Source organism: Thioalkalivibrio sp. ALE20, from assembly GCF_000381405.1.
Classification (GTDB): Bacteria; Pseudomonadota; Gammaproteobacteria; order Ectothiorhodospirales; family Ectothiorhodospiraceae; genus Thioalkalivibrio.
On the sequence record NZ_KB906478.1, the window covers coordinates 1 to 26,407 of the forward strand.

General features: G+C 68.3%; 24 protein-coding genes and 1 tRNA gene. 7 read left to right on the forward strand and 18 right to left on the reverse strand.

Annotated features, from left to right (window positions below; genetic code table 11):
* Positions 1 to 117: 117 nt before the first annotated feature.
* Positions 118 to 513 carry a hypothetical protein gene (locus F790_RS14525; RefSeq protein WP_156824331.1) on the forward strand — a complete coding sequence of 132 codons (396 nt, stop codon included), beginning with the start codon at positions 118 to 120 and terminating at the stop codon, positions 511 to 513.
* Between the two features lie 124 nt (positions 514 to 637).
* On the opposite strand, the gene F790_RS0110955 is transcribed toward F790_RS14525, so the two are convergent.
* From F790_RS0110955 to F790_RS0110970, 4 genes are all read right to left on the reverse strand, one after another.
* Entirely contained in the window at positions 638 to 1,288 is a 651-nt protein-coding gene (locus tag F790_RS0110955; RefSeq protein WP_019591683.1) for an SOS response-associated peptidase, read from the reverse strand.
* Between the two features lie 162 nt (positions 1,289 to 1,450).
* Entirely contained in the window at positions 1,451 to 2,419 is a 969-nt protein-coding gene (locus tag F790_RS0110960) for an HD domain-containing protein (protein WP_019591684.1), read from the reverse strand.
* Entirely contained in the window at positions 2,409 to 3,596 is a 1,188-nt protein-coding gene (locus F790_RS0110965; protein ID WP_019591685.1) for a site-specific integrase, read from the reverse strand. Before F790_RS0110965 ends, F790_RS0110960 begins: the two co-directional genes overlap by 11 nt.
* A gap of 43 nt (positions 3,597 to 3,639) precedes the next feature.
* Positions 3,640 to 3,861 (reverse strand): hypothetical protein, encoded by a 222-nt coding sequence (locus F790_RS0110970; RefSeq protein ID WP_018870378.1) that lies wholly within the window; start codon positions 3,859 to 3,861, stop codon positions 3,640 to 3,642.
* Between the two features lie 158 nt (positions 3,862 to 4,019).
* Between F790_RS0110970 and F790_RS0110975 the strand changes: the two genes are divergently transcribed.
* The 3 genes from F790_RS0110975 (at position 4,020) to F790_RS0110985 (ending at position 6,237) form a co-directional block, all read left to right on the forward strand.
* Positions 4,020 to 4,229: a CopG family transcriptional regulator gene (locus F790_RS0110975; RefSeq protein WP_019589426.1), complete on the forward strand. Its 210-nt coding sequence runs from the start codon at positions 4,020 to 4,022 to the stop codon at positions 4,227 to 4,229.
* A 265-nt stretch (positions 4,230 to 4,494) separates the two neighbouring features.
* Positions 4,495 to 4,571, forward strand: a tRNA-Val gene (locus F790_RS0110980).
* 136 nt (positions 4,572 to 4,707) lie between these two features.
* Positions 4,708 to 6,237: a phospholipase D family protein gene (locus F790_RS0110985; RefSeq protein WP_019591686.1), complete on the forward strand. Its 1,530-nt coding sequence runs from the start codon at positions 4,708 to 4,710 to the stop codon at positions 6,235 to 6,237.
* Between the two features lie 19 nt (positions 6,238 to 6,256).
* On the opposite strand, the gene F790_RS0110990 is transcribed toward F790_RS0110985, so the two are convergent.
* Entirely contained in the window at positions 6,257 to 6,847 is a 591-nt protein-coding gene (locus F790_RS0110990) for a cyclopropane-fatty-acyl-phospholipid synthase family protein (protein WP_019591687.1), read from the reverse strand.
* Positions 6,848 to 6,966: 119 nt separating this feature from the next.
* Here F790_RS0110990 and F790_RS0110995 point away from each other — a divergent pair, with 119 nt between their 5' ends.
* On the forward strand, positions 6,967 to 7,818 hold the full coding sequence (locus F790_RS0110995) for an ion transporter (protein ID WP_019591688.1): 852 nt from the start codon (positions 6,967 to 6,969) through the stop codon (positions 7,816 to 7,818).
* Here the strand turns inward: F790_RS0110995 and F790_RS0111000 are convergent.
* Genes F790_RS0111000 through smc form a run of 5 tightly spaced genes read right to left on the reverse strand, consistent with a single transcriptional unit; the run spans position 7,815 to position 15,371 of the window.
* Positions 7,815 to 8,135, reverse strand: a complete 321-nt coding sequence (locus tag F790_RS0111000) for a nucleotidyltransferase family protein (RefSeq protein WP_019591689.1) — start codon at positions 8,133 to 8,135, stop codon at positions 7,815 to 7,817. The two genes, F790_RS0110995 and F790_RS0111000, sit on opposite strands and share 4 nt — an antisense overlap.
* Positions 8,128 to 8,520, reverse strand: coding sequence for a nucleotidyltransferase substrate binding protein (locus F790_RS0111005; RefSeq protein WP_019591690.1), 393 nt, complete (start codon positions 8,518 to 8,520; stop codon positions 8,128 to 8,130). Before F790_RS0111005 ends, F790_RS0111000 begins: the two co-directional genes overlap by 8 nt.
* Positions 8,517 to 10,640, reverse strand: coding sequence for an NAD-dependent DNA ligase LigA (gene ligA, locus F790_RS0111010; protein ID WP_019591691.1), 2,124 nt, complete (start codon positions 10,638 to 10,640; stop codon positions 8,517 to 8,519). The genes F790_RS0111005 and ligA overlap by 4 nt, the downstream gene beginning before the upstream one ends.
* The gene (zipA, locus tag F790_RS0111015; protein WP_019591692.1) at positions 10,637 to 11,824 is read right to left on the reverse strand and encodes a cell division protein ZipA; all 1,188 of its coding nucleotides are present in this window, start codon (positions 11,822 to 11,824) and stop codon (positions 10,637 to 10,639) included. Before zipA ends, ligA begins: the two co-directional genes overlap by 4 nt.
* A 31-nt stretch (positions 11,825 to 11,855) precedes the next feature.
* Positions 11,856 to 15,371 (reverse strand): chromosome segregation protein SMC, encoded by a 3,516-nt coding sequence (gene smc, locus F790_RS0111020; protein WP_019591693.1) that lies wholly within the window; start codon positions 15,369 to 15,371, stop codon positions 11,856 to 11,858.
* A 148-nt stretch (positions 15,372 to 15,519) separates the two neighbouring features.
* Between smc and queF the strand changes: the two genes are divergently transcribed.
* The gene (queF, locus tag F790_RS0111025) at positions 15,520 to 15,942 is read left to right on the forward strand and encodes a preQ(1) synthase (RefSeq protein WP_018870388.1); all 423 of its coding nucleotides are present in this window, start codon (positions 15,520 to 15,522) and stop codon (positions 15,940 to 15,942) included.
* A gap of 7 nt (positions 15,943 to 15,949) precedes the next feature.
* Positions 15,950 to 17,263 (forward strand): FGGY-family carbohydrate kinase, encoded by a 1,314-nt coding sequence (locus F790_RS0111030; protein ID WP_019591694.1) that lies wholly within the window; start codon positions 15,950 to 15,952, stop codon positions 17,261 to 17,263.
* Between the two features lie 30 nt (positions 17,264 to 17,293).
* Here the strand turns inward: F790_RS0111030 and F790_RS0111035 are convergent, their stop codons facing one another.
* Genes F790_RS0111035 through F790_RS0111070 form a run of 8 tightly spaced genes read right to left on the reverse strand, consistent with a single transcriptional unit; the run spans position 17,294 to position 26,235 of the window.
* Positions 17,294 to 18,466 (reverse strand): aminotransferase class I/II-fold pyridoxal phosphate-dependent enzyme, encoded by a 1,173-nt coding sequence (locus F790_RS0111035; RefSeq protein ID WP_019591695.1) that lies wholly within the window; start codon positions 18,464 to 18,466, stop codon positions 17,294 to 17,296.
* Positions 18,450 to 19,895: a ribosome biogenesis GTPase Der gene (gene der, locus F790_RS0111040; protein ID WP_019591696.1), complete on the reverse strand. Its 1,446-nt coding sequence runs from the start codon at positions 19,893 to 19,895 to the stop codon at positions 18,450 to 18,452. Before der ends, F790_RS0111035 begins: the two co-directional genes overlap by 17 nt.
* 7 nt (positions 19,896 to 19,902) lie before the next feature.
* On the reverse strand, positions 19,903 to 21,093 hold the full coding sequence (gene bamB / locus F790_RS0111045; protein ID WP_019022490.1) for an outer membrane protein assembly factor BamB: 1,191 nt from the start codon (positions 21,091 to 21,093) through the stop codon (positions 19,903 to 19,905).
* Positions 21,094 to 21,107: 14 nt separating this feature from the next.
* A complete protein-coding gene (locus F790_RS0111050) occupies positions 21,108 to 21,722 on the reverse strand; it encodes a tetratricopeptide repeat protein (protein ID WP_019570774.1) in 615 nt (204 codons plus the stop codon).
* Positions 21,723 to 21,735: 13 nt separating this feature from the next.
* Positions 21,736 to 23,010, reverse strand: a complete 1,275-nt coding sequence (gene hisS, locus F790_RS0111055) for a histidine--tRNA ligase (RefSeq protein ID WP_026332934.1) — start codon at positions 23,008 to 23,010, stop codon at positions 21,736 to 21,738.
* Positions 23,011 to 23,064: 54 nt separating this feature from the next.
* Complete coding sequence (locus F790_RS0111060) at positions 23,065 to 24,336, reverse strand: helix-turn-helix domain-containing protein (RefSeq protein WP_019591698.1); 1,272 nt, start codon at positions 24,334 to 24,336, stop codon at positions 23,065 to 23,067.
* On the reverse strand, positions 24,329 to 25,102 hold the full coding sequence (pilW, locus tag F790_RS0111065; RefSeq protein WP_018870396.1) for a type IV pilus biogenesis/stability protein PilW: 774 nt from the start codon (positions 25,100 to 25,102) through the stop codon (positions 24,329 to 24,331). The genes F790_RS0111060 and pilW overlap by 8 nt, the downstream gene beginning before the upstream one ends.
* Positions 25,102 to 26,235 (reverse strand): bifunctional tRNA (adenosine(37)-C2)-methyltransferase TrmG/ribosomal RNA large subunit methyltransferase RlmN, encoded by a 1,134-nt coding sequence (locus F790_RS0111070; RefSeq protein ID WP_019589435.1) that lies wholly within the window; start codon positions 26,233 to 26,235, stop codon positions 25,102 to 25,104. Before F790_RS0111070 ends, pilW begins: the two co-directional genes overlap by 1 nt.
* Positions 26,236 to 26,407 lie beyond the last annotated feature (172 nt).

The following is a 26,407-nucleotide window of genomic DNA, read 5'->3' on the forward strand; positions in this document are numbered from 1 at the left end:
ACGTTCATCGACGGCATCGAGCAGACCGAACCGACCAACGACGAGGCATCATCCATCACCGACCGGAGCGCCGCCTGAACCAGCAACTGCTCATACACCAGACTTGACCATAACTCCTTGGCGAGCGACCCAACCCTTGAATGGAACTGGGACCTACTGCACAACCAGGTTCTCGAAGATCCTCTCAACCGACACTGGATCTATCACCCCGCGCTCGAACGTTTCCCAGCACGTGCCGATGAAACCGTCACACAGACGGAAGCATTCGATGACCAGCCGAAATACGAACAGGAAAAATTGCGCTGTAACGGGGTTCCCATTTGTCTGCGCACCCACGCGTGGGGCATTACACTCTGGTCGGCGTACAACGAGGACTTCAATGCGTTCCTGAAGCACACAGCTCGCCAATTTGGCGGTCAGTGGAAACCCAAATACAAAAACTGGGTCTATCCCTCGGGAGTAAAATCGCTCATTGAAGAGGCCTTGCGCGCGCGGGGAGCGCGACGGGAATAGGGAAAACTAACGCGGAGCGCCCTGCACTTGTTGGGGTTGAACCGGGCCCGCAACCCTGCGCCGCCCCGGCATTATCATCACGGATGCCCCAAGACCGGCTGGCGTACTGACTCGGATCCACGGATCAATCCGTCGCCTTGATCAAGCTCGGATCGTCCTTGGTCGGCCGGTTCACGCGGGTGGACACCGGGTGATACCGAAGCGCTTCCGGGTCCAGGCGCTGCGTCCGCGCCCGAATGGCTTCCCGTTCGGTGAGTGCCGGGTCCAGCCAGTCCCAGCGGCAGGCCGCATCCAGCACCAGGGGCTTGCGCTCGTGGATGTGCGCCAGACGGTCCGATGCGGGTTCGGTGATGATGGCGCAGCAGGCGCCGCCGTCGGCGGTGGGTTCCCAGATCCCCGCCATCATCAGCACGTCCTGCGGCGCGTCTTCAGCCAGAGTGATGTAATACGGCTGCTTGCCCTGCTCCGTCCGGCGCCACTCGTACCAGCCGTCGGCCAGCACGATGCAGCGGCGATGCGCGAACGCCGAGCGGAAATACGGGCTGGTGGCCACCTTCTCGGCCCGCGCGTTGATGGGACGCGGGCCTTCCTCCACCCGTTGCGGACGAAAACCCCAGAACATCGGCTGGAACGCGGCCCGTCCATCGTCGTCCGACCGGAACCCTTCCAGCTCCGTCCCCGGCGCGACGTTGTACCGCGGTGCGTCGAAACCCGCATCGACCGGCACCTGGAAATAGCGCATGGCCAGCTCGCTGGTCGCGCTGTAACGCGTCATTCGTCCGCACATGGAGCCAGCATGCCACGAGAAACCGGGCGAGCCGTAGGCATCGCCCTCGTATCGCCCTCCGCCGACATGCTCATTCGAAGCCGCATCTCCGAAGTTTTCGATTGTCCAAAAGAAAAGGCGGGGACTCGCCCCGCCGTTTCCTACAGCCCATTAAGCACTCCCCAGCCAGCCGGCGGGGCGTTCCGGATCCCTCGGGGGCATCCACACCGCGCGCCCGCCGCAGAACCGATGCCAGTAGCCCTTACGGCCCGCCTGAAGTGCCCGCTGCGCAACATCCGCCTGAGCGCTGCACTGGTCGAGCCCCCGCACCAGGGCCGCCATCGGGGCGCCATAGGTTTCTCCGCTGCGGTAGGCGGCAATGGTGAGCCAGAGCGCGTCATGCGCATCCCGGTCCCGCTGCCGCAGCGCGGCCATGGGGTCCTGCAGGTGATATTCGATCAGCCGCTCGTGGCGCTTTTCCGGAATACGGTGGGCGTCCGGGACGGCGCACTTCCCCACATCGTGAAAGAGCGCCAGCAGGATCCCGGCTTCCCGCATGCAGGTCGCCACGCTCATCCGCTCGGTGGCCACGGAGACCGCTTCGGCCACTTCCAGACTGTGATTCAGCAGACCGCCCCGCTCCGCATGATGACAGTGCCCCGAGGCCGTGCCAGTCACGAAGCTGATGGCGAAGTCGGGGTCGGCAAAGACGTCCCGAACGAACGCGCGATAACTTTCGTTCTCCAGGCCTTCGACCAGATCGATCAGGCGGCCCAGGTCCTCCGGATTCGGCGCCCGGTGCGCCGGAAGAAGATCCAGCGCATCCCGTTCGCACGGCGGTTGACCATAATCCGGGTGCGCGACCAGCACCCGTTGCCCTTTGGGCGTGTCCGCCGTGTGCAGCGAGAGATCCCGGAGCTGGCCGTCGACCAGACCGTGGCCGGCCCAGTCACCGCACCGTGCAAACGCCCCGACCCATCCGGAAGAGTCATACAGGCGCAGCCTCAGGTACTCCTCACCACTCGGTGCCGTCCCTTTCCCCTGGATCTCGACCCGGGCCGACAGGTCCACCGGTTCGTGGCAGGCGATGTCGTCGAGCTCCACGAACATCTTGAGGTCTTCCACGGTTTCAGCCTTCATGTTCCACCTCCCTGCTGCTGTCGACCGTCCCGCCCTGCAGGCGCATGCGCAGGAGCTGGTCGATGGCGGACCCGTCCTGGCGCGTCAGGTTGGGCACGTAACGCGAATACACCGTGAACAGCATCTTGGTGTTGGAATGCCCCATCTGCCGGGCAATCCATTCCGGGCTCTCGCCGGCCGCCAGCCACAGGGTCGCGGCCGTGTGCCGCGTCTGGTAGGGATTGCGGCGCTTGAGTCCGGCCTTCTTCAGCGTCGGGTACCAGACCCGGTTATTCACGTTGCGGTAGGCGATCGGGTACCCGTACCGGGTGGAGAACACGTAGCGGCTGCGGTGGGTCTCCGGGCGCTGACGCATGGCCTCGCGTTCCTCCATCAGCGCCCGGTACACCACGTCGGACATCTGGATCGTGCGCGTCGAACCGTCGGTCTTGGTCGTGGTCTCCTCGCCCTGCACCCGGGCCGACTGCACCAGGATCTCCCGACGGTCGAAGTCGACGCAGTCCCACTTCAGCCCGTCGATCTCGGACGTCCGCATGCCGGTGAAGAAGCGGACCAGGAAATACCCGCGCCACTCCGGCGGCGCGGCGTCCAGGAACCGCTGCACCTCCTCCAGCGAGAACGGATCCACCTGCGAACGCCCGATCCGCATGGGCTTGATGCCCTGAAACGGCGTGTTAAAGTCAAAGCGGTCGGCGGCTTCCTCCAGAATCTGCTTCGTTACGTTCAGAATCTGGTTGATCCGAGACGCGGACAGCGCCTTCCCGGTATCGCGGTTCACTTTGGCGAGTTCTGCGCGATACTGGAGAATTTCGGATTTCTGGATGTCGCCGACCTTCCGGTCCCCGAACTGCGGGACCACGTGCTTCGACAGGATGTCGGTCACCTTCGTCTGGTACGAGGACTTCCACAGCGGAGCGTTTTCCGCGAACCACGTGTCACTGAACTCCCGCATCGTGGGCTGATCCGCAGATGCCTCGGGACCGCTCTCCTGCGAAACGACCGCATCCGGCTGCGCGAAGCGCTGCGCATTGCGGCTGTTCGGGAAGGTCTTGGCGTAATCGAAGACCCCTACCCGGATTTCAGCCTCCACCCGCTCCAGCAGTTTCGCGACCCGCTTTCGGTTCGCAACCGTGTCGGTCATGGCCGTGTACTCCCGGCAGCGAACCCCCTGGTACATGAAGTCCAGGAACAGGCGGCCCGTTTCCTTCCTTACACGAACACTACCCATTGGTCTTACCTCCGTTGGCCATCGGGATCGCGGCCACCGCGTCGGTGAACATGTCCTCTTCGATCGTTTCCCAGATGTAGAGCACCTTGCGGCGCCCGAACGGCCGGACGTAGTGCCGTCCTTCCGAGAGGCACTCATGCCGCAGGACGTTGTTGACGTAGCGAGGATTGAGGTGAAGCTTCTCGGCAAGCTCTGCCGAACTCAGATAAGTCATCATTCATCTCCTTTTGTCGGTGTATAGCCGCTAGACGGCCATGTCTTAAGTGTATAGCGGCTATACGTCGGAGTCAAGTAAATAGGCGCTATTCGCTATACGGCTATACGGACGCGCGGGTATACTGCCCGGAATCGAAGCCGACGACGGATCTCTCCATGAAACCCTCCAAGACCCATCAGAAGCAGGTGAACATCCGGCTGGACGACGAGACGCTCGACCGCCTGGATGAATGCCGCTCCGATCTCAGAGATCAGTTCCCGAATATCCCGACACGCTCGGATGTCGTTCGGATGGCGATCGAGGAATTTCTGGAGCGCCGTGGCAGAGATGGCCACCCGCCCTCGGAGTCATCGAACGACCGTTAAGGCCCAACACGGTGGTACTCACTTCTGCTCTTCCACCTCGGCACCGAATCGGCCCAGCCCCGTTCGATTTAGGCACATGTAAGGCCCACACAAGGCCCAGGCAGCAGAACCAGCGATGACCCGTCCGGAACCGGGCAGTCCATGATCAACGCGACATGTGCCACAATAGCCAGAACGCCGCTCGAAATAGCTCAATGAATCCGATACTTACAGCATCCTTTGACACACCCGAAAGACGCTGTAGAATACGCAGCTCGGACACGACAGGCGCGTAGCTCAGTTGGTTAGAGCACCACCTTGACATGGTGGGGGTCGGTGGTTCGAGTCCACTCGCGCCTACCAGTTTTGTGAAAGGCGAGCCCGACCTGGTCCGGCTCGCTTTTTTTTCGCCCGGAACCCGTGCATCGGGTCGGGCTGCCGGAGATCGGGGCGGTCAGACATGGAGTCCAGGCTCAGGGCGTTGGTAACGGGGCTTGCGGTGCTGTTGCTGGCCTCCGGCTGTGCGTCGCTGGAACCGCGCGACGACCGCCCGGCGAATCCGCCCTCCGCACCGGCCGCCGAAGGCCCTCTCGCCGAATGGATCACGCCCCGGGTGGATGCATCCCCGGGGGAATCCGGATTCCGTCTGCTGGATGATGGCGTCGAGGCCTTTCAGTGGCGGGCCTTCAGCGCGCGCAAGGCCGAGGATCGGCTGAGCATTCAGTACTACATCTGGCGCAACGATGCCGCCGGCCGGGCCCTTCTCGGCGAGCTGCTGCGCGCGGCCGACCGCGGGGTCAACGTCTCGGTACTGCTGGACGACATCGATGCCCGTGGCCGCGACGACATCCTCGCCGCCGTCGATCAGCACCCCAACATCGACATCCGCCTGTTCAATCCCTTCCGCACCCGTCACGGGATGCTCGGCAAGGGACTGGAATTCCTGACCCGGGGTGTTCAGCTCAACCGGCGCATGCACAACAAGGCCTGGGTGGTCGACGGCCACCTGGCGATCATCGGCGGGCGCAACATCGGCGACGAGTACTTCGAGGCCAGTCCGGAATACAATTTCGCGGATCTGGACGTGGCGATCGTCGGGCCAATGGCCGCCGAGGTGGAGGCCTCCTTCCACGATTTCTGGAACAGCCAGGGTGCCATCGGCATCCAGCGTGTGGTCTCGCGTCTCCCGGATCCGCCCCGGCTGCAGGAGCATCGCGAGGCCCTGCAGGAATGGCTGTCGACACAGAACGACCACCCGCTGCTGCAGAAGGCCCCGGCCGGGCGCCTGCCCCCCGGACATATCGATGACGATGAAGCCTATGTCTGGACTGCGGCGGCGGACTTCGTGGCGGACCCGCCCGCCAAGGCGCTGGACACCGCGGGTTTCGATCCCGAACGGGATGGCGGGGTCACCCCGGCGCTGCGGGCCCGCTTTTCCGAAGTGCGCGACGAGCTGCGCATCATCACGCCCTATTTCGTGCCGCAGCGGCGGGGCACCCGGGAACTGATCGAGATGGCGGAGCGTGGCGTTCGTATCAGCGTGCTGACCAACTCGCTGGCCTCCAATGATGTGGTGTTCACCCACAGCGGATATTCACGCCGCCGACCAACCCTGCTGCAGGGCGGCGTGGAGCTGCACGAGCTGCGCCCCACCGCCCTGCCCAACGGCGAGGAACGGGCAAGGCGCTGGGGCCTGGGCTCGTCGCAGACCAGCCTGCACACCAAGGCGTTCGTGATGGACGGCCACGAGGCGTTCGTCGGCTCCTACAACCTCGATCCGCGTTCGGCCTACAGCAATACCGAATCCGGGGTGTTCCTGCGCGAACCGGCGCTGGTCGGCCAGGTCGTGGACCTGCACGAGCGGATTATCCAGCCCGAGTTCGCCTACCGGGTCGAGCTGGACGCCGAGGACAACCTGATCTGGAGCGACGACCAGGGCCGCACGTGGCGGCGCGATCCCAAGGCCGGCCACATGCGTCAGATCCTTTCGGATCTCACCATCCTGTTCCCGGTGGAGAGCCTGCTGTAATCCCCGCGGGCAAGCCCGCTCAGGACGGACGCCGGCCGACGACCTGCACCACCGCGCCGCGACCGGTGTGATAAACCCCTTCGATCACCTCGCGCTCCAGCTCGTGGGCGTAGTCGAACTCGAGGCCATCGAGTTCCTCGCTGAGCGCGTTCAGGTCCATCATCAATTCTTCCACCGGCGGGCCACCGGTGCCGTGCGCCAGCTGAGCCGGCGTGTACGCCTCGAGGATGAAAGTACCGCCGGGGCGCAGCCCCTGCACGACATCGGCATGCACGCGGCGACGGATCTCCGGTGGCACGTGACAGTAGATCGACACGATCACATCCCAGCTTTCCGGATCAATGCGGTAGTCAGCCAGATCGGCGACCTCGGTCCGGATACTCACCCCGCGCTCGGCCGCCAGCCGTTCGGCCTTGCGCAGGCCCACCAGGGAACTGTCGACCGCGGTCACGTCGAAGCCCTGTTCGGCCAGAAACACCGCGTTGCGCCCCTCGCCCTCGCCCAGGCACAGCGCATCTCCGGGCGGCAGGGTGGCCACGGCCTCGCGCAGGAAGTCGTTCGGCTCGGTGCCGTAGGCGAATTCCTCCGTTGAATAACGATCATCCCACATCATCAACTCCTTGCATGTTCCGGGCTCCATTGCCGGGCGCGCGGGTTTGCCCTACTCTTTGCGCGCCCGGCAGTCACCCGATTGCTTCTTCATACGTTCGTTTTCACGACCAGGCCACCATGACCGAGACCGTAACCCTGCGCGGCCGCCTGACGGCCCTGATCGAAGCCAATTACACCCAGCGCTTCATCATCGGACTGATCCTGCTGAACGCCCTGACCCTGGGGCTCGAAACCTCGCATGCGGTGATGCAGGCGATCGGCCCCGTGGTCAACAGCGCCGACGTGATCATCCTGTCGATCTTCACCGTCGAGGTCCTGACCAAGATGTTCGTCTACCGCCTGCGGTTCTGGCGCAACCCCTGGAACGTGTTCGATTTCTTCGTCGTTGGCATCGCGCTGATCCCGGCTACCGGCCCGTTCTCGGTGCTGCGCGTGCTGCGTCTGCTGCGTCTGGTCTCGCTGGTGCCCAAGCTGCGCTTCATCGTCGAGGCGCTGCTGCGCGCGATCCCGGGGATCATCTCCATCATCGGGCTGTTGCTGCTGATCTTCTACGTGTTCGCGATCATCGCCACCGGGCTGTTCCGCGAAACGCATCCCGAGATGTTCGGCAGTCTCGGCGCGACCATGTACAGCCTGTTCCAGGTGATGACGCTGGAAGGCTGGTCGGAAGACGTGGCCCGGCCCGTCATGGAGGAGCACCCCTGGGCCTGGGCGTTCTTCGTGCCGTTCATACTGATCGCCACGTTCACCGTGCTCAACCTGTTCATCGCCATCATCGTGGATGCGATGCAGCGCATGCACGACCGCGCGGTGGAAATCGAAAAGCAGGCCATCCACGACAGCGTTCACGAGGAAAACAAGGCCCTGCACAACGAACTGCAGGCCCTGCACGAGGAGACCAGCGCGCTGCAGGAACGCCTGTCCCGGATGCAGAACCTGCTGGAACAGCGAGCGCGCGAAGGACGCTAGCCGGCCTCCCCGGTCCCGGTCTCCGACAGCGGCACGCATTCGGGCCGGATGCGGGCCGCGAACGCCTCCGATATACGGTGCAGATCCACCACATCCACCGGAAACGGCAGGTCCGACTCGGCGAGGTCGGCCTCCAGTTCCCCGAGGATCGCGAAATCCAGGGCCTCGCCGGCATCCACCAGCAGGTCCAGGTCCGAAGCGGGCGCGCTGCACCCGGTGGCGCGCGAGCCGAACAGCCACACCCGCGTCCCCGCGGACAAATGCCGGTGCACGAGACGCTCCACCACCTCCCGCTGAGCGGGCGTCAGGTCAACCACCCGGATGCTCCAGCTTCTCGATCAGGGCCTGCACGGCGGGCAGAAAGCTTCGCGCAATCTCGTACACCTCCTCCGCCACGGCTTCGTTATACGTGTGCGAGGTCATGTTGCGGGCCCTGTGGAAGGCAAACCACTGCGCGGGATCCTCGATCAATCGCCGCGTTGCCGCCAGACGAAACAGCTCCCGACGACTGAGCGGCATCACCACCTCGCGCCCCTCATCCTCGACCAGCCGCCGCTGCAGCAGCTTCCACGCCAGCTCGAAGCTGTATTCGAAGCGCTGGATGGTCGCATCGCGCATGAACTCGTCCTTCGGCTGCGCCAGCGCCCGCTCCAGCGAGGCGGCCGCGTCGCGCAGCGGGGTCACCAGCAGACCGTCGCTCATGCGCTGCCTCCTTCCGTGGCTTCCTCGGCCAGCAGATCCTCGCCCTCCAGCAGCCGCGCCAGTTCCTCAGGACCCAGCACCGGGACGCCCAGGGATTCGGCCTTTGCGACCTTGGAGCCGGGGTCGGCACCCGCGATGACCGCGCTGGTCTTCCTGGACACCGAGCCGGTGATCTTCGCACCCAGCGCCTCCAGATGCGCGCGCGCCTCGTCCCGGCTCATCTCCTCCAGGGTCCCGGTGAGCACGAACGTGCGGCCCGCCAGCGGGGCCTGCGCGGCCTCGTCCCCGGCGTCACCGGGTGACGCCGGGGACGGCTCCGGCACCGGCCAGTGCACGCCGGCCGCACGCAGGGCTTCGACCACCTCGCGATTATGCGGCTCGGCGAAGAAATGCACGATGTGTTCGGCCACCACCGGCCCCACGTCCGGGATCGACTGCAGGGTCTCGGCATCCGCCGCCATCAGGGCATCCAGGTCACGGAAATGCGCGGCCAGGGCCTGCGCGGTGACTTCGCCGACCTCGCGGATGCCGAGGGCGAAGATGAAGCGCGCCAGCGTGGTCTCGCGCGCGGTCTCCAGCGCGCGCACCAGGTTGTCGGCCAGTTTCGGCCCCACCCGTTCCAGCTGCTGCAGGGTCTCCGCATCCAGCGCGAACAACTCCGCCGGGGTGCGTACCCGGCCGCTGTCGACCAGCTGCTCGATCAGCTTCTCGCCGAAGCCCTCGATGTCCATGGCGCGACGCGACACGAAGTGCTTGAGCGCCTCGCGCCGCTGCGCCGGACAGATCAGCCCGCCGGTGCAGCGCGCCACCACCTCGCCCTCGGGCCGTTCCACATGCGAGCCACATTCCGGGCAGGTGGCCGGTAGCTCGATCGGGCGGGTCTCCGCCGGCCGCTCGCCTCCGGCGCGACCCACCACCTCGGGGATCACGTCACCGGCGCGGCGCACGATCACGCGGTCGCCGATGCGGATGTCCTTGCGCTCCACCTCATCCATGTTGTGCAGCCCGGCGTTGGACACCATCACCCCGCCCACCAGCACCGGCTCCAGCCGCGCCACCGGCGTCAGAGCCCCCGTGCGCCCCACGTTGAACTCGACATCGCGCAGCGTGGTGGTGCGTTCCTCGGCCGGGAACTTGTGCGCGATCGCCCAGCGCGGGGCCCGCGACACGAACCCCAGCACCTGCTGGTCGGCCAGATCGTCCACCTTGTACACGATGCCGTCGATCTCGTAATCCAGATCGCGCCGCCGCGCGGCCAGCTCCTCGTAATAGCCCAGGCAGCCCTCCACCCCGGTCACCACGCGGCGTTCGGGACACACCGGCAGGCCGAGATCACGCAGGGCGTCCAGCACCGCCGACTGCCGCCCCGGCAGCGCCCCGCCCTCGACATGGCCCACGGAATAGGCAAAGAAACTGAGCGGGCGCCGGGCCGTCACCTTGGGGTCGAGCTGGCGCAGGCTGCCGGCGGCGGCGTTGCGCGGGTTCATGAAACCGCGCTGCCCCTCGGCCTCCAGCCCCTCGTTGAGGCGCAGGAAATCCGCCCGGCGCATGAACACCTCGCCGCGCACCTCCAGCACGGCCGGGATCGCCCCGCCCACGGCCTGCGCCCCGGCCGGATCCAGGCGCAGCGGCACCGGGCGCACGGTGCGCATGTTGGCGGTCACGTCCTCGCCGGTTTCGCCGTCGCCGCGGGTGGCGGCGCGCACCAGCACTCCGTCTTCGAACAGCAGCGAAATCGCCAGCCCGTCCAGCTTGGGCTCGGCCATGTAGGTGACGGCCTGTTCGGCACGTGCCGGATCACCGGTGTCGCGCGCCAGGCGTTCGCGCACCCGCCGGTCGAAGTCGTGAATCTCCCCGGGCTCGAAGCCGTTGGCCAGCGACAACATCGGCAGCCGGTGGCGCACTGGCTCGAAGCCCTCGGCCGGCTGCGCGCCCACGCGCTGAGTCGGCGAGTCCGGGGTGATCCATTCGGGGTGCGCGGCCTCCAGCGCCTGCAGCTCGCGCAGGAGTTCGTCATATTCGACGTCCGAGATCTCCGGGTCGTCGTGGACGTAATAGCGCCGGTTGTGGTGTTCGATCTGTCGGCGCAGCGCCTCCAGGCGCTCGCGGTCGGCGCTCATTGCGTCCTCCCGCGCCGGAGGATGTCGGGCCGGTTGCGCAGCAGCCACTGGTTCAGGTCCTCGCGCATGTGCGCCAGGGTCTGGTTCGTCGCCGTCGACTGCTGCGCGTCCAGGATGGTGCCCCCGAGGTCGCGTGCCAGCGCGTGCGCGTTCTCCAGCAGTGCCTCGAACGCACGCTGCGGATGGGCACTGTAGTGCACCTGGGTGAACAGGGTGACGCCGGGGGTCATCATGTCCGCCAGGTCCTCGTCACGCAGGGTGCCCGGCGCCACCATGTTGGCCACCGAAAACAGCGGCTGCCGTTTGTCGCTGGCGGGTTCATGGTAGTGGTAGATGTCCATCGCCCCGGGCTTGAGACCGGCGCGATCCAGCGCGGCGCCCAGCGCCACGCCGGTGAAGGGCTTGTTCCGGGGCGCGACCACGTGCAGCAGCAGGATCTTCTCCTGCAGCGAGGCGGACGCGGCGCGCGGGTTTTCGCCCGCCTTCCACGGATCGGACACGTATTCGCCCAGCGATTCCGGATCCGGCCGGTCCGGCTCCTCGATCAGATCCGGATCCACCTCGTGGTCCGGGTCCAGGCGTTCGCCGACCGGGCCACGCGACTTGCGTCCGCCTCCCGGCATGCGTGCGCGCACGGCGTCCAGGCCCTGGCGACCGACGGCAATCAGGCGTTCGCCGGGCGACGGCTTCGGGCTCCGGCGACGCTGGCGACCCGGAGCCGCCCGGCGCCCGGACTCGGGGTCGGGCTCGGGTTCGGGTTCGGGCGCCGCCCGCAGGTCACCGCCGTAATCGGTTTCGAACCCGCGCGGGCCGGACGCACCATGGTCGGCGGCCCCGGCGCCGGGCTCTTCGTCCTCCAGCACGCCGTAGATGTCGTTGACCGGTTCCTGCGCGGAGGTCGAGCCGCGCGGCGCGGCCTCGAACGGATCATCCGGATCGGGCTCCGCATCCGGGCCCGGTGAGGTCACGCCGAGATGCGGCTCGCGCCGTCCGCCGGTCACCCGGGGGCCCTCGTCCAGCGGATCGGGCGCGCCGGCACGGATATGCACCGCATCATCGGCCCAGTCGCCGGCGTCATCGGCCTCGTCACGCTCGCGCGCACGCGTGCGCATGCGGTGCGTGATCCAGATCCCCGCGATCAGGACGATTCCCAGCAGCAGCAGACTCAACCGCATCCAGTCCACGAAAATTCCTCGCTCGTTGCGCCCGGCGCCGTCAGGCCCCGGCCATTTCCACGGCCTCGTCGACGTCCACACTGACCAGACGCGACACGCCCGGTTCGTGCATGGTAACGCCGATCAGCTGTTCCGCCATGGACATGGTCGACTTGTTGTGGGTGATAAAGATGAACTGGATCCGCTCCGACATCTCCCGCAGGAGCTCGCCGAAACGCCCCACGTTGGCCTCGTCCAGCGGCGCATCCACCTCGTCCAGCATGCAGAAGGGTGCCGGATTCAGCTCGAAGATGGCGAATACCAGCGCCGAAGCCGTGAGCGCCTTCTCACCCCCGGACATCAGATGGATGGTGGACAGGCGCTTGCCCGGCGGACGCGCCATGATCGCCACGCCGGTATCCAGCAGGTCGTCGCCGGTCATCTCCAGGCGCGCCTCGCCGCCGCCGAACAGGCGCTGGAACTTCTCCCCCAGCCCGGCGTTGACCTTGTCGAAGGTCTCGCGGAACAGCGTGCGGGTCTCGCGGTCGATGCGCTGCATCGCCGCCTCCAGGGTCTCCAGCGCCTCGATCAGATCGGCGTGCTGTTCCTCCAGATAGCGCTGGCGTTCTTCCAGCTCGCGGGCCTCGTCGATCGCCGCCAGGTTGATCGGCCCGAGCTTTTCGATCGCCCGGTCCAGCTCGGCGATCGCCCGGTCCCAGACCTCCACGCCGGCGTCTTCCGGCAGCTCGGCCGCCAGGTCGCGCGCGTCGAATCCGGATTCCTGCAGCTGTTCGCGCAGCTGTTCCAGCTGCGTGGCCCGTGAACGCTGGTCCAGCCGGTATTCCTCGCAGGTGGAACGCTGCTGCTCCACCCGCTGCTCCAGCTCCGTCAGCTCGCCGGCCACCTCGCGCAGGGCATGATCGCACTCGGCCAGCTGGCCGCGCGCGGCGGTCAGCGCGCTCTCGGCCGCCTGGCGCGCCTCGGCCGCCGCCTGCAGGTCCTTCTTCCACTGTTCCAGCGGGGCACGCCGGCCCTCCAGACCCTCGCGCAGACGTTCCTGACGCTCGCGATCCTCGCTCAGCTGGCGTTCCAGGCGTTCCCGCTCGCTCTGTTCGCGCTCCAGCCGATGCCGCGCCTCCTGCTCGGCCAGGCGTGCCTTGCCCGCGGCATCGCGTGCCGCACGGGCCTGCTCGCGTGCCTGCTGACGGGCCTCGCGGGTCGCGGCCACGCGGGCCTCCACGGCTTCCCGATCGGCCTCCAGACCCTCCAGACGCTCGAGTGCCCGATTGCGTTCGGCCTCGGCCTCGTCGAACTGAGTGCGTACGCGTTCGTCCTCCTCGGCGACCTCTTCCAGCTCGCGGTCGATGCGCGCCTGCTGCTGTTCCAGTTGTCGCGCCTGATCGTGCAGCCGCTGCACGCGGTTCTCGCCCTCCTGCAGCTGCTTGCGCTGTTCCGCGATCCGAGCGTCCACCGCGTCGCGGGCCTCGCGCGCCGCGCCGATGCGCTCCCTGCGCCCCGCCAGTGAAGCCTCCAGCGCCCGGCCGCGCTCCTGCAGGGCATCGCGCTGCTGCTCCAGCTCGCGTGCCAGGCGCACCCGTGCGACCGCCCCGCTGACTTCGGCTTCCAGCGTGCCATGGGCCAGCCAGCCCGGGCCCAGCCAGGTCCCGCCGGGGGTGATCACGCTCTCGCCCGGGCCACAGTCCCGGGCCCGCTCGCGCGCCGCCTGCGCATCGGCGGCACAGTAGATGCCGGCCAGCCAGCGCCGCACGGCTGCCGGACCGCGCACCCGCGCGGCCAGGCTGTCGTCGGGTACCGGCTCGGCGGACGCCATGCCATCCAGGCGGCGCAGCGGCGCCTCGGGCAGATCGGACAGAGCCGCGGCCTCCAGCCCCAGGGGATCGCCGGCACCTTCGGGCACCTCGGCCTCCAGCCAGCTCCCCAGCACCGCCTCCACCGCGGTATCCCAGCCGTCCTCGACCTCCAGCGCCTGAACCAGCTGGCGACCGGCGTCGATGCCGTGGCGCCGGGCCCATTCCTCGCGCCGCTTGCGGGTGGCCTCGGGGTCGGCCTCGCCACCGAAGGATTCCAGCCCGGCCAGGCGCCCGGACACCTCGCGGTGCTCGCGCTCCACGGCATGGGCCTGTTCCTGTTCCTCCGTCTGCTCCGCCTCGAGGCGTTCCAGTTCGGCGCGCGCCTCGGTGCTGCGCGCCTGCTCCGCCTCCAGGGCCTCGCGCAGTCCGGCGAGCTCGCCCTCCACGCGCTCGGCCTCCTCGCCCGGATGGGTCTGCGGCAGCGCGGCCTTTTCGGATTCCAGCTTCTCCCGCCGGCGCGCGAGGCGCTGGCGGGTCTGTTCGGCGCTGTCCATCCGCGAACGGGCCACCTGCGCGGCCTGACGCGGTTCGGCCAGGTTGCGCTCCCATTCCTGCTGGGCCTCGCGCGCCGCCTGGTCCGCCTGTTCGGCCTCCTCGGCGGCGGCCTCCAGGCGCTGCTGTTCGCGTTCCGCATTCTCCAGCGCTTCGCGCAGGCGCTCGCATTCGCGCTCCGCCTCGCGGATGCGCCCGGCCACCGCATCCTGCTGCTCGCCCGCCGTGCGGATGCGCGTGTCCAGGTCCTCCAGTTCGCGCGTCTCGCGCTCGAGTTCGGCCTCGGCATGGCGAATCGACTGCTCCAGGCGCGAGACCTCGGCGGCGCGATCGTAGTACGCGCTCTGTGCCTCGGACACTGCCGCCTCGCGGTCCACGCGCTGCTGGCGCAGGGTCTCGGAGCGGGTGCGCGCGTTCTGCGCCTCGGCCTGCAGCCGGGCGAGTTCGGTCTCGGCGGCGGACAGCTCGGCGCGGCGGCTTTCCAGCGCGGCCTCTTCCGCCTGCAGCCGCAGCAGGATCGCCTCGGCCCGCTTGCGCCGGCGATCCGCGGCCAGCTGCTGGTAGCGCTCCGCGGTCGCCGCCTGTCGGTTCAGCCGCTCCGCCTGCTTGCCCACCTCCTCGCGCAGGTCATCCAGGCGCTCCAGGTTTTCGCGCGTGTGGCGCACGCGGTTCTCGGTCTCGCGCCGGCGTTCCTTGTATTTGGAGATCCCGGCCGCCTCTTCCAGATAGGTGCGCAGGTCCTCCGGACGCGCCTCGATCAGCCGCGCGATCATGCCCTGCTCGATGATGGCGTAGCTGCGCGGCCCCAGGCCGGTACCCAGGAACAGATCCACGATGTCACGCTTGCGCGCGCGATGGCCGTTCAGGTAGTACTTCGATTGCCCGTCGCGGGTAAGCGCGCGCTTGACCGCGATCTCGGTGTAAGCGCTGTATTCGCCGCCCAGTCGCCCTTCGGAGTTGTCGAACACCAGTTCGATGCTGGCCTGCCCCACGGGCTTGCGGCTGGAGGATCCGTTGAAGATCACGTCCTCGCCGGAATCCCCGCGCAGATGCTTGGCCGAGGATTCGCCCATCACCCAGCGCACGGCATCGATGGTGTTCGACTTGCCGCAGCCGTTGGGCCCCACCACGCCTACCCGGTTGCCGGGCAGCACCAGGGTGGTGGGGTCCACGAAGGACTTGAAGCCGGCCAGCTTGATTCGGGCAAGGCGCACGTCGGTATACTGGGTGTTCCGCAGCCTGGGGTGTACGGGCGTAGAATGGTACACGCTTACAGGTCGAACGTGACCCCGACGGGAACTCGCGCGCGACCCGCTTCTCCAACCGCGCACGCTAAAACAGCCGAAACACGAGAACGCATTCATGCCCAGCCAGCCGAGCAAGACCCTGGACACCTTCGACAACCCCTCCCCGGACAACAACTTCGCGATCTACATCCGGATCCCGGAGTTCACCTGCCTGTGCCCGGCGACGGGGCAGCCGGACTTCGCCGAGCTGCATCTGCAGTACGTGGCGGACCAGCGCTGCGTGGAGCTGAAGTCGCTGAAGAACTACATGTGGTCGTTCCGCAACGAAGGGGCGTTCCACGAGGCCGTGACCAACCAGATCCTCAACGACCTGGTGGCCGCGACCGATCCGCGGTTCATGCGCCTGACCGCCAACTTCTACGTGCGCGGCGGGATCTACACCACGGTGGTCGCGGAACACCGTCAGGAGGGCTGGACCCCGCCGGAGAGCGTGACCCTGCCGCCGCCGACGCGCAGCCCGCAGGGCACCGAATACTGACATCGCCGTGCATCCGCCCCGGGCCATCGGACTGGACGTCGGCACCTCGGGGGTGCGCGGCGTGCTGCTGGACCCCGACGGAGGGCGCCGCGCCACCGCCAGCCGCGCGCTGGAACCCGCCGGTATCCGGCATGACGGTCCACTGCACGAACAGGAGCCGGAGCACTGGTGGGATGCGCTGCAGGGGGTGCTGGCAGAGCTGACCGACGGCCTGGAGGGTGAACCCGCCGCCATCGCCGTGGACGGCACCTCGGGTACCCTGCTCTGTACCGACGAACAGGGCCACCCGCTCCACCCGGCGCTGATGTACGACGACCGCCGGGCGGCCCCGGCAGTGCCCCGCCTGGCACGCCTGGCCCCGCCCGAGGCCGCGGTCCACTCGGCCTCCAGTTCCGCCGCCAAGCTCCTGTGGCTGCGCGGCGAGCACGGGCTCTCCGGCGTGCGCCGCGTGCTGCACCCGGCCGACTGGCTGGCCGGCCGCCTGCGCGGGCGCTACGACCGCATGGACGAGAACAATGCCCTCAAGCTGGGCTACGACGTGGTCCGGCGCCGCTGGCCGGAATGGCTGCTCTGCGAGCTCGGCGACGAGACCGGCCTGCTGCCCGAGGTGGTGCCGGCGGGCACCCCGCTGGGCCCGGTGGACCCGGCACTGGCCGCGAACCTCGGCCTGAATCCGGCCTCGCGGGTAGTCGCGGGCACCACCGACTCGATCGCCGGTTTCCTCGCCGCCGGGGTCGCGGATACCGCCACGGGCGTCACCAGCCTGGGCTCGACGCTGGCACTCAAGCAGCTCTCTCCGCGGCCGCTGTTCGCGCCGGAACTGGGGGTGTACAGCCACCGCCTCGGGGATCGCTGGCTGGCCGGCGGTGCGTCGCACAGCGGCGGGGCCGTGCTGCAGCAGTTCTTCGACGATGCAGATCTGGAGCGGCTGGGTGCGGCCCTGGATCCGGAGCGCGACAGCGGCCTGGACTATCTCCCGCTCCCCGGCCCCGGCGAACGCTTCCCCGTCAACGATCCGGATCTGCCGCCCCGCATGGAGCCCCGCCCGACGGACGATGCGCGCTTTCTGCAGGGGCTGTTCGAAGGGATCGCGCGCATCGAACGCGACGGCTATGCACGGCTGCGGGAACTGGGCGCGCCCGCGCTGCAGCGCGTGGTGACCCTCGGCGGTGGCGCGCGCAGCCCCGCCTGGAGCCGGATCCGGGCGCGCATCCTCGGGGTCGAAGTAAGCATGGCAGCGGACGACGAGGCCGCGGTCGGTACTGCCCGTCTGGCGCGGGGCACCGCGCTCGCGGCGCTGCAGGAACCGGCTCCGGCCTGACCCGGAGACGGGCCCGGCTCTACGCCCGGGTCAGGTCAGCACGCTGCGCAGGCGCTCGACCGCCTCGCGCAGCCGGGCCTCGCTCTGGGTATAGGCGATGCGCAGATGGCGCGCGCCATCGGATGGACTGAAATCGGTCCCCGGCGTCAGCGCGACGCCCGCCTCGTCGAGGATGCGGGCGCACAGGGCCTCGGAATCCGCGCCATGGGCACTGCAGTCGGCATAGATGTAGAACGCCCCTTCGGGACGTGCGCGCACCTCCAGGCCGAGTTCCGGCAGGGCCTGCAGCAGGAAGTCGCGGCGGCTTTCGAGCTCGCGCACCCGCTGCTGCAGCTCCGCTTCGGTGTCCGGTTCGAAGGCGAACATCGCCGCCGCCTGGGCCACGCTGGAGGGCGCCACGAACAGGTTCTGCGCCAGGCGGCGGACCGGATCGACCCACGAGGGCGGTACCACCATCCAGCCCAGACGCCAGCCGGTCATGGCGAAATACTTGGAGAAGCTGTTGATCACCACCACGTTCGGGTGCAGGGCCGCGGCACTGCGCTCGGGCTCGCCGAATACCAGCTGGCCGTAGATCTCGTCCATGATCACCAGCCCGCCGCGGGCCTCCACCACCGCCACGATCTCCGCGAGGGTCTCGCGCGACAGGCAGGTGCCGGTGGGGTTGGCCGGCGACGCCAGCAGCACCGCGCGGGTCGTGTCGCTCCAGGCCGCGGCTACCGCGTCGGCGGTCGGCTGCCAGGCGTCCTCGGCCGACACCACCAGGGGCCGGGGCCGCGCGCCCCGGGCCGCGACGAACTGCCGGTTGCAGGCGTAGCCCGGGTCCGGCAGCAGCACCTCCTCCCCGGGGTTCACGCCGGCCGCCAGCGCCAGCAGGATGGCCGCCGAGGCCCCGGACGTGACCACGACCCGTTCCGGGTCCAGTTCGGCCGCGTGGCGGTTGCGGTAGTCCTGCGCGATCGCCCGCCGCAGGTTCTCGCGCCCGTGCGCCGGCGTGTAGCGGGTTTCCCCGGCGGCCAGGGCGATCTCGCCGGCGGACACCACGCCGCGCGGGGTTACGAAGTCCGGCTCGCCGACCTCCAGATGGATGATGTCGCGGCCGGCGCGCTCGGCCGCCTGGGCACGGTCGAGGATGTCCATCACGCGGAACGGCTCGACCACCTGCGCAAAATCCGACAGGGCGGGCTCAGCGCTTGCGGACATGACGCATCAACCTTTTGCGTTTCTGCTGCTGCCGCGGCGTCAGCTTGTTGCGCCGGCCGGCATAGGGGTTCTTTCCGGAACGGAACTCCAGCCGCAGGGGCGTCCCCACCAGCTTCAGCTGACGGCGGAAGAAGTTCTCCAGATAGCGCTTGTAGGCCCCGGGCAGACGGTCGGTCTGATTGCCGTGGACCACGATCACCGGCGGGTTCTGCCCGCCCTGGTGCGCATAGCGCAGCTTGATCCGCCGCCCGCTGACCAGCGGTGGCGCATGCTCGGCCACCGCGGCTTCCAGCAACCGGGTCAGCTCCGGGGTGGAGATGTCCACGAACGCACTGGCGTGGGCCTCGCGCACGTCGTCCAGCAGGTGCCCGACGTTGCTGCCGTGCAGAGCCGAGATCAGGCGCATGCGCGCGTAATCGACGAAACCGAGGCGACGCTGCATCTCGGACCGGACCCACTCGCGATCATCCGGGTCCATGCCGTCCCACTTGTTCACGGCCACCACCAGCGCACGGCCGGCATCGATCACCAGCCCCAGCAGGTGGGCGTCCTGATCCGACAGGCCGGCACGGGCATCAATCACCATGATCACCACGTGCGCGGCCTCGATCGCCTGCAGGGTCTTGACCACGCTGAACTTCTCGACGGTCTCGTGGACCCGGGCGCGGCGCCGCACCCCCGCAGTGTCGATCAGGGTGTAGTCCTGGTCCTCGCGCGTGAACGGCACGAAGATGCTGTCGCGGGTGGTGCCCGCCACGTCGGTGGCGACCACCCGTTCATCCCCGAGGATGCGGTTGACCAGCGTGGACTTGCCGGCATTGGGCCGCCCCACCACCGCAACACGGATACCCGGCCAGTCGTCCAGCGCGGCCTGCTGGGCGTCCACGTCGAGACCGTCGCCGGCGCCCTCGCCTTCACCGCCTGCCGCTTCCCGATCCCGGGCCACGTCTTCCCGCACGGCCTGCATCAGGCCGCGCACGCCGCGACCGTGGGTCGCGGCGATCGGAGTGACATCGCCCAGGGCCAGGGCGTGGAACTCCGCGCTGACCACGTCGGCATCCAGGCCGTCGGTCTTGTTGACGATGACCCGGGCACGCACGCCACTGGCACGCAGCTGCTCGGCGATCGCCTCGTCCTGCGGCGTCAGGCCGTCACGCGCATCCACCAGGAACAGCACGTGATCGGCCTCGGCGACCGCGCGGCGGGTCTGTTCGGCCATGGCCCGGTCGACCCCTTCTTCCTCGCCGGACAGGCCGCCGGTGTCCACCACCATGTAGGGAAACTCGCCCACCCGGCCGATTCCGTACTGGCGGTCGCGGGTCAGACCGGGCATGTCCGCGACCAGCGCGTCGCGCGAGCGGGTGAGCTGATTGAACAGGGTCGACTTGCCCACATTCGGGCGGCCGACCAGCGCGATGACGGGGATCATGAGGGGATCAGGCGTCCTCGTCGATGCGCGCGTCGATCGCGGTCAGCCGACCGTTGTCGGTGATCACGTACAGGGTATCGCCCTCCAGCACCGGCCGTGCCACCACGGCGCCGCGCGCCACGCGGGTGCGGGCGGCGAATTCGCCGTCTTCCAGGTCGAGCCAGTGCAGGTAGCCCTCGAAATCGCCGACGATGGCGTAACCCTCGTGAATCACCGGCGCGGTCACCCCGCGCAGGCGCAGACCCGCGTTTTCCCACAGATCCCCGCCGTTGCGCGGATCCACCGCGCGCACGTGGCTGTCGGCGTCGCTGACCACCATCACGTTGCGGCTGATCGAGACATCCCCGCCCTGATAGGACGAGAACTCCCGGTCCCAGTAGAGCTCGCCGGAATTGAGATCCACCGCGGCCATGCGCCCCTGGTAGCTGACACCCAGCGCCGCACCGCGGTAGACCGGAATATGACCATCCACGTCCACCATGCGCTCGACCTCGGAGCGGCCGGTGGGCACGCCCAGGGTCGCCTCCCACAGGGTGTTGCCGCGGGTGAGGCCCAGCATCATCAGCCGACCGTCATCAAAGCCGGCCAGCACGCGCCCGCCCACGATCTGCGGCACATGCGCCCCGCGCAGACTCAGTGCCGGCGTGGTCCGCAGCGCGGTCCACTGCACCGCACCGGTTGCCGCGTCCATGGCGTGCAGCCGCCCGTCATTGGTGCGCGCGATCACCATTCCCGACGCGACCTCCGAGATCCCGATGACTTCGCTGGAGAGCTGATTCCGCCAGCGCTCGCCTTCGCCGTCATCGCTCACCGCAATCGCCAGACCTTCCAGGGTCCCCACAACCACGATGCCCTCGCCGACGCCCACGCCCGAAGCGATGCGCACGTCGTCCAGTCGCGTCTGCCAGGCGCGGGCGCCGGATTCCCGGTCGTGCGCCACGATCCGGCCATCCGCGCCGGCCGCGAACACCCGGTCGTCCTCGATCGCCGGATAGACTTCCCAGAGGAAGCGATCCCCGCCCCGCCCCAGCGAGGCTGACCAGCGTTCGGAGGGTTCGCCGCGCACTTCGAAATCGGTCAGTTCCGCCGGAGGCTCGCTCTCATCCCGGGAAAACAGGCCACAGGCACTCAGTGACAGTGCCAGGCCCGCCACCGCGAACCACTGCAGGGCGTAGCGTATTTTCGCGAAATGATCCATGTCGGCGGGCGTCCTCACGCGGAGAGATCCTCGAATTTCAGTTGCAGGTATTCCGGGCTGTGGCCGGCGTCCAGGGCCTCGCGGTAGCGCTCGCGGGCGGTGTCGTGGTCACCCCGGGCACGTGCCAGATCCCCGTCGAGTTCCAGCCGCAGGCCGCGGAATGCATCGTGCTCGACGGTGGCGAGGACCGATGCGGCTTCGTCCAGGGCCTCGGTCCGGATGAGCTGACGCACCAGCCGCAGACGGAACAGCGCACGATGGCCGTCATCCGGGGCGGCGTCCACGGCCTCGCGCAGGGCGGCCACCGCGGCCTCTTGCTCGCCACCGGCCAGCGCGACCTCGGCGCGGTGGGCCCAGGCCAGCGCGACGTAGGGCGTACGCCCGCCATGTTCGATCAGTTGCCGGGCCATTTCGTCGGCCTGGTCGAACTGGCCGGCGCGCATGCTGAACTGCAGCGCCTGGTACATCTCCGATGCCTGCTCGGCACGTTCGGCCTGCTGACCGCTCCACCAGTTGTAGCCGAACAGGCCGGCGATCCCGAGCACCAGCCCGGCGATGACCGCCATGCCGTTGTCGGACCACCACTGCTTGATCCGTTCCGCCTTTTCTTCGTCGGTGAGATAACTCATGTCAGGTATTCCTTCAGGATTGCAGGGCGGTGTCCATATGCGCGGACAGATCGGCACGCGCCACGGTCTGCTGTTCGCCGCCCTCGCCGCGCAGCGGCTTGACGGTCACGGTGCCCGCCGCGGCCTCGTCGGACCCCAGCACGAGCGCCACGCGCGCACCCAGGCGGTCCGCGCGTTTCATCTGCGATTTCATGCTGCCACCGCCGCAGTGCTGTACCAGTTGCAGATCGGGACGCGCCTCGCGAAGTTCCTCGGCCAGGCGCAGCGCCTCGCCCGTCTGTTCCGTATCCGGCACCACCAGATAGGCGTCCGGCACCCCCGCCGCCGGCGCGTCTTCGCGGGCCTCCAGCAGGGCCACCAGGCGTTCCAGCCCCATGGCCATGCCGATTGCCGGCGTCCCGCGGCCACCCAGCTGCTCCACCAGGCCATCGTAACGGCCACCGGCGCACACCGTACCCTGCGCCCCCAGCTCGTCGGTGATCCACTCGAACACCGTATGGGTGTAGTAGTCCAGCCCGCGCACAAGACGCGGGTTGTGCTCCCACGCGATGCCCAGTGCATCCAGGTGACCGCAGAGCGCATCGAAATGCGCTCGCGATTCGGCGTCCAGATGGTCCATCAGCGACGGGGCCGTGGCCACCACCTCGCGGGTCCCCGGATCCTTGCTGTCGAGGATGCGCATCGGGTTGTCGTACAGCCGGTTGCGGGCCTCTTCGTCCAGCTGCTCGCGATGTGCCTCGAAGTGCGCGATGAGGTGCTCCCGATACTGCGCGCGGCACTCCGGGGTTCCCAGCGTGTTGAGCTCGAGGCGCACATTGCTCAGACCGAGCATGCGCCACAGACGCGCGGTCATCGCCAGGACCTCGGCATCGATGTCCGGTCCCGGCAGCCCGAACACCTCGACTCCGACCTGATGGAACTGGCGATAACGCCCTTTCTGCGGACGCTCGTGGCGGAACATCGGCCCCATGTACCACAGCCGCTGAACCTGATTGTGCAGCAGCCCGTGCTGGATGCCGGCGCGCACGCAACTCGCCGTGGCCTCCGGGCGCAGGCTCAGGCTGTCACCGTTGCGGTCCTCGAAGGTGTACATCTCCTTTTCCACGATGTCGGTGACATCGCCGATGGATCGCGCGAACAGCTCCGTGGCCTCCACCAGCGGCATGCGGATCTCGTGGTAACCGTAGCGCGTCAGCAGGTCGCGCAACTGGTCCTCGAGGTGCTGCCACAGGTGAACGCTGTCGGGCAGGATGTCGTGCATCCCGCGAATGGATCGGATGGCTTTCATCGGGTGTATTCGGATTGGTATCGGGTTGGGGCGCGCCGGATGATACGCGCCTGATTATTCTTCCAGATCGAAGCGGGCCGTACGGTCGTCACGGACATGCTCGTCAAACGCCACCGGCTCGCCGTTCAGCGTGAGTTCGACGCCGGCGGCATTGCCCAGAACCGCACGTCCGGGGAGTTCCAGCTGCAGTTCCTCGCGCGTGCCCGGCGAGAGCACGCCGGTCAGAACCACCGCTCCGTCCGTGTCACGGATCTCGACCCAGGAAGTCTCGCGAACCTCCAGGATCAGTTCGGCCTGCCCGTCCGCGGCCGGCGCCGTTTCGGCCGCCCCGGTCGTTCCCTCGGTGATTTCCCCGGTGATTTCCTCGGGGGCTTCGACGATGTCGGTTTCCTCGCCGGCCGTACCGGCCTCGTCCAGCGGGGCCGGCGCAACCGGTTCGTCGATCCCCGCATCCTCGGGCACGGTATCCATGCGCGTGTCCGCCGCGGTCTCCTCCGAACCTTCCTCCGCAGCCGGATCACGTTCCGGCCGGGCCAGGGGTTCCGGCGGTCCGATCGCCGGCGTTTCCGCCTCAACGGTCCCTGTTTCGGTATCGGCGTCCGTGTCGGGGGCGGTGTCGCCATTGGTGGCGGCGGCCCCGGGCTCGTCATGTGCCCGGTCGGCGGGCTCCTGCCTCGCCGGCTCCTCCGGTGTGGTCTCCGTTTCCAGAGCCGGCACGCCTTCCGGCCCGTCCCCGATCCCGAACTCCCGCAGCGCGTCCACCGAGACGTCTTCCGCCCAGAACACCGTAGCGACTGCCAGCAGACCCACCACCAGCGCCGCCGCCAGCCAGTACGGCCAGACGGAGCGCCGCAGGGGGCGATGCCTGCGGGTCGCGACCGGGCGCGGCGCCGGCTCCGCCGGGGCACGGCGATCATACGCCTGTATCCAGGGCTCGGGATCCACCCCGAGCTCCCGGGCACATGAGCGCAGATAGCCGCGCACGTAAGCCGGGGTCATGTGCTCGAAGCGATTGGCCTCGAGGTCCTGCAGCAGTGCCTTCCCCAGATGGGTGCGCCGGGAGAGTTCGGCAATCTCGAGCCCGGCCCCCTCGCGGGCCACGCGCAGTCCGCGTCCCGGCTGCGCATCCTGCTCGTCGCCTTCGCCGCCACCCTGGCCCGTGGGATCGTCCTCGGGCTGGTCACGAGTCGTGAGGCCCGCGGCCACGGGCGGTTCATCGGGCTCCGGCACGCCCGGATCCCCGCTCAGCGGAGGCCGCGAGGAAGCCGTATCGTCGACGTCCTCGACGCGCCCCAGATCCGGATCCCGGCTTCGCCGCTCAGTCACTCTCGCGCTCCAGGCGCCGCAGCCGTTCGGCTTCGTCACTGTCCGGGTATTCTTCACGCAGGCGGTCGGCGCAGGCACTGGCGTTGCGATCCCGTCCCAGCGCGGTTTCCGACTGGTAACACAGCAGCAGGGTCTCGGCGTTCTCGATGCCGCGTCCGCTCAGTCGCTGCAGAAAGGCGCGCGTCTGCATCGGCTTGCCCGCCTGATAACTGACCGACGCCAGCTCGAGGAGCGCGCGCGGATTCTCCGGGCTGCGTTCCAGTGCATCCCGCAGGCGCTGCTCGGCACGCTCGTATTCACCCGCATCGGCGTAACAGGACCCCGAATTCAGGAGCGCAACATCGCGCCGATCGTAATCGACGTTGTTGATCGCCTTGTCGAACAGCTCCTGGGCCCGCTCGAACTCGCCCTGACGGCAGAGCATCGCGCCGGTACTTACCTGGATGTGGGGATCGTCCGGGTCCTGCGCCAGCGCTACCTCGTAGTGCTCGACCGCCTCGTCGACCGCCCCCCGGCGTTCATACACCGTCGCCATCCCCAGATTGGCCATCGGATGCCGATGGTCGAACTCCAGCGCCCGCTTCAGGCTGCGTTCGGCCTGTTCCATTTCGCCTTCCCGCAGGTAGCCGATGCCGAGCTCCGCATTGATATCCGCCGCTTCTTCGCCATCGCGCCCCGTTTGCCGATCCATCCCGGCACAACCCTGCAGCAATGCCACCAAAACCAGCATTGCGGCCGCCTTCCCCTGCCAGCCACCGCGCATCATCACGATGCCCTCCGTTCGGTTCCCGGGATCTCCGCATGCAGACGGATCATGCGCATCCCGCGATTGGTCCGGTCTTCCACCTGACCGACGAGCTGACCGCAGGCGGCGTCGATGTCATCGCCGCGCGTGCGCCGTACGGTGGTCACATAGCCGGCCTTCTGCAGCAGACGTTCAAAACGTTCGATGTCCGCCTCGGAGGGCCGGTCGAACGGCGCGCCCGGGAACGGATTGAACGGGATGAGATTGAGCTTGCACGGCAGCTCGCGCAGCAACGCCGCGAGCTCGCGCGCATGTTCCGGCCGGTCATTGACCCCGGCCAGCAGCACGTATTCCACGGTAACCCCGCTGTGCGACCCCGTTGCTTCCACATACCGTCGGCAGGCGTCGATCAGCGGGGCAATCGGGTATTTCCGGTTGATCGGCACCAGCCGGTCCCGCAGCTCGTCATTGGGGGCATGCAGGCTCAGAGCCAGGGCGACATCGGTGTGCCCGGCCAGGCGGTCCAGCGCCGGCACCAGGCCCGAGGTGGACACCGTCACCCGCCGGCGGCTGAGGCCATAGGCATTGTCGTCGGTCATCAGCTGCAACGCCGGGACCACTGCATCGAAATTGGCCAGCGGTTCGCCCATGCCCATCATGACCACGTTGGTCACGGCGCGCGGACGCCCTTCGGGCGCCGGGAGGCGCTGCATGGCCAGCCACACCTGACCGATGATCTCGGCGCTGGTCAGATTGCGGTTGAACCCCTGCTGCGCGGTGGAACAGAAGGTGCAGTCGAGCGCACAGCCCACCTGGGAGGACACGCACAGCGTGCCGCGACCGCTGTCCGGGATGTAAACGGTCTCGATGGCGTTGCCATCGGGGAGACGCAGCACCCATTTGACGGTGCCGTCGTCGGAGGTCTTCTCCAGCGCGACTTCGGGCGGCCGGATCTCCGCCTCGCGCGCCAGCCGCTCGCGCAGCTTGCGCGAGACGTTGGTCATTGCGTCGAACTCCGTGACCCCGCCCTGATGGATCCATTTCGCGACCTGGGTGGCGCGAAAGCGCGGCTCGCCCCATTCCCCGAACAGCTCTGTCAGCTGATCGCGGCTGTAACCCAGCAGGTTGACGGGGGCGTGGTTGGGCAAGGACATTGTTACGACCGATTGGAGCGGATGCCACAGTGTACTTCGCCCGGGCACCGCATGCCTACAGGGCGACCCCCATCGGCAGGAGGCCGGCCCTCCGGCCGATCGGGCGCCAGGCGAACATCCTGTGCCCGGTCGGGCAACGCCGGGTCGGCCAGGGGGCTGGCCTCCTGCGGGT

Excerpts from the sequence above, each read along its gene's own strand:
- F790_RS0110955 (WP_019591683.1), bottom strand. The coding sequence starts at position 1,288 with ATGACGCGTTACAGCGCGACCAGCGAGCTGGCCATGCGCTATTTCCAG.
- F790_RS0110960 (WP_019591684.1), bottom strand. The coding sequence starts at position 2,419 with ATGAAGGCTGAAACCGTGGAAGACCTCAAGATGTTCGTGGAGCTCGAC.
- F790_RS0110965 (WP_019591685.1), bottom strand. The coding sequence starts at position 3,596 with ATGTACCAGGGGGTTCGCTGCCGGGAGTACACGGCCATGACCGACACG.
- F790_RS0110970 (WP_018870378.1), bottom strand. The coding sequence starts at position 3,861 with ATGACTTATCTGAGTTCGGCAGAGCTTGCCGAGAAGCTTCACCTCAAT.
- F790_RS0110975 (WP_019589426.1), top strand. The coding sequence starts at position 4,020 with ATGAAACCCTCCAAGACCCATCAGAAGCAGGTGAACATCCGGCTGGAC.
- F790_RS0110990 (WP_019591687.1), bottom strand. The coding sequence starts at position 6,847 with ATGTGGGATGATCGTTATTCAACGGAGGAATTCGCCTACGGCACCGAG.
- F790_RS0110995 (WP_019591688.1), top strand. The coding sequence starts at position 6,967 with ATGACCGAGACCGTAACCCTGCGCGGCCGCCTGACGGCCCTGATCGAA.
- F790_RS0111005 (WP_019591690.1), bottom strand. The coding sequence starts at position 8,520 with ATGAGCGACGGTCTGCTGGTGACCCCGCTGCGCGACGCGGCCGCCTCG.
- ligA (WP_019591691.1), bottom strand. The coding sequence starts at position 10,640 with ATGAGCGCCGACCGCGAGCGCCTGGAGGCGCTGCGCCGACAGATCGAA.
- queF (WP_018870388.1), top strand. The coding sequence starts at position 15,520 with ATGCCCAGCCAGCCGAGCAAGACCCTGGACACCTTCGACAACCCCTCC.
- F790_RS0111035 (WP_019591695.1), bottom strand. The coding sequence starts at position 18,466 with ATGTCCGCAAGCGCTGAGCCCGCCCTGTCGGATTTTGCGCAGGTGGTC.
- der (WP_019591696.1), bottom strand. The coding sequence starts at position 19,895 with ATGATCCCCGTCATCGCGCTGGTCGGCCGCCCGAATGTGGGCAAGTCG.
- bamB (WP_019022490.1), bottom strand. The coding sequence starts at position 21,093 with ATGGATCATTTCGCGAAAATACGCTACGCCCTGCAGTGGTTCGCGGTG.
- F790_RS0111050 (WP_019570774.1), bottom strand. The coding sequence starts at position 21,722 with ATGAGTTATCTCACCGACGAAGAAAAGGCGGAACGGATCAAGCAGTGG.
- hisS (WP_026332934.1), bottom strand. The coding sequence starts at position 23,010 with ATGAAAGCCATCCGATCCATTCGCGGGATGCACGACATCCTGCCCGAC.
- pilW (WP_018870396.1), bottom strand. The coding sequence starts at position 25,102 with ATGATGCGCGGTGGCTGGCAGGGGAAGGCGGCCGCAATGCTGGTTTTG.
- F790_RS0111070 (WP_019589435.1), bottom strand. The coding sequence starts at position 26,235 with ATGTCCTTGCCCAACCACGCCCCCGTCAACCTGCTGGGTTACAGCCGC.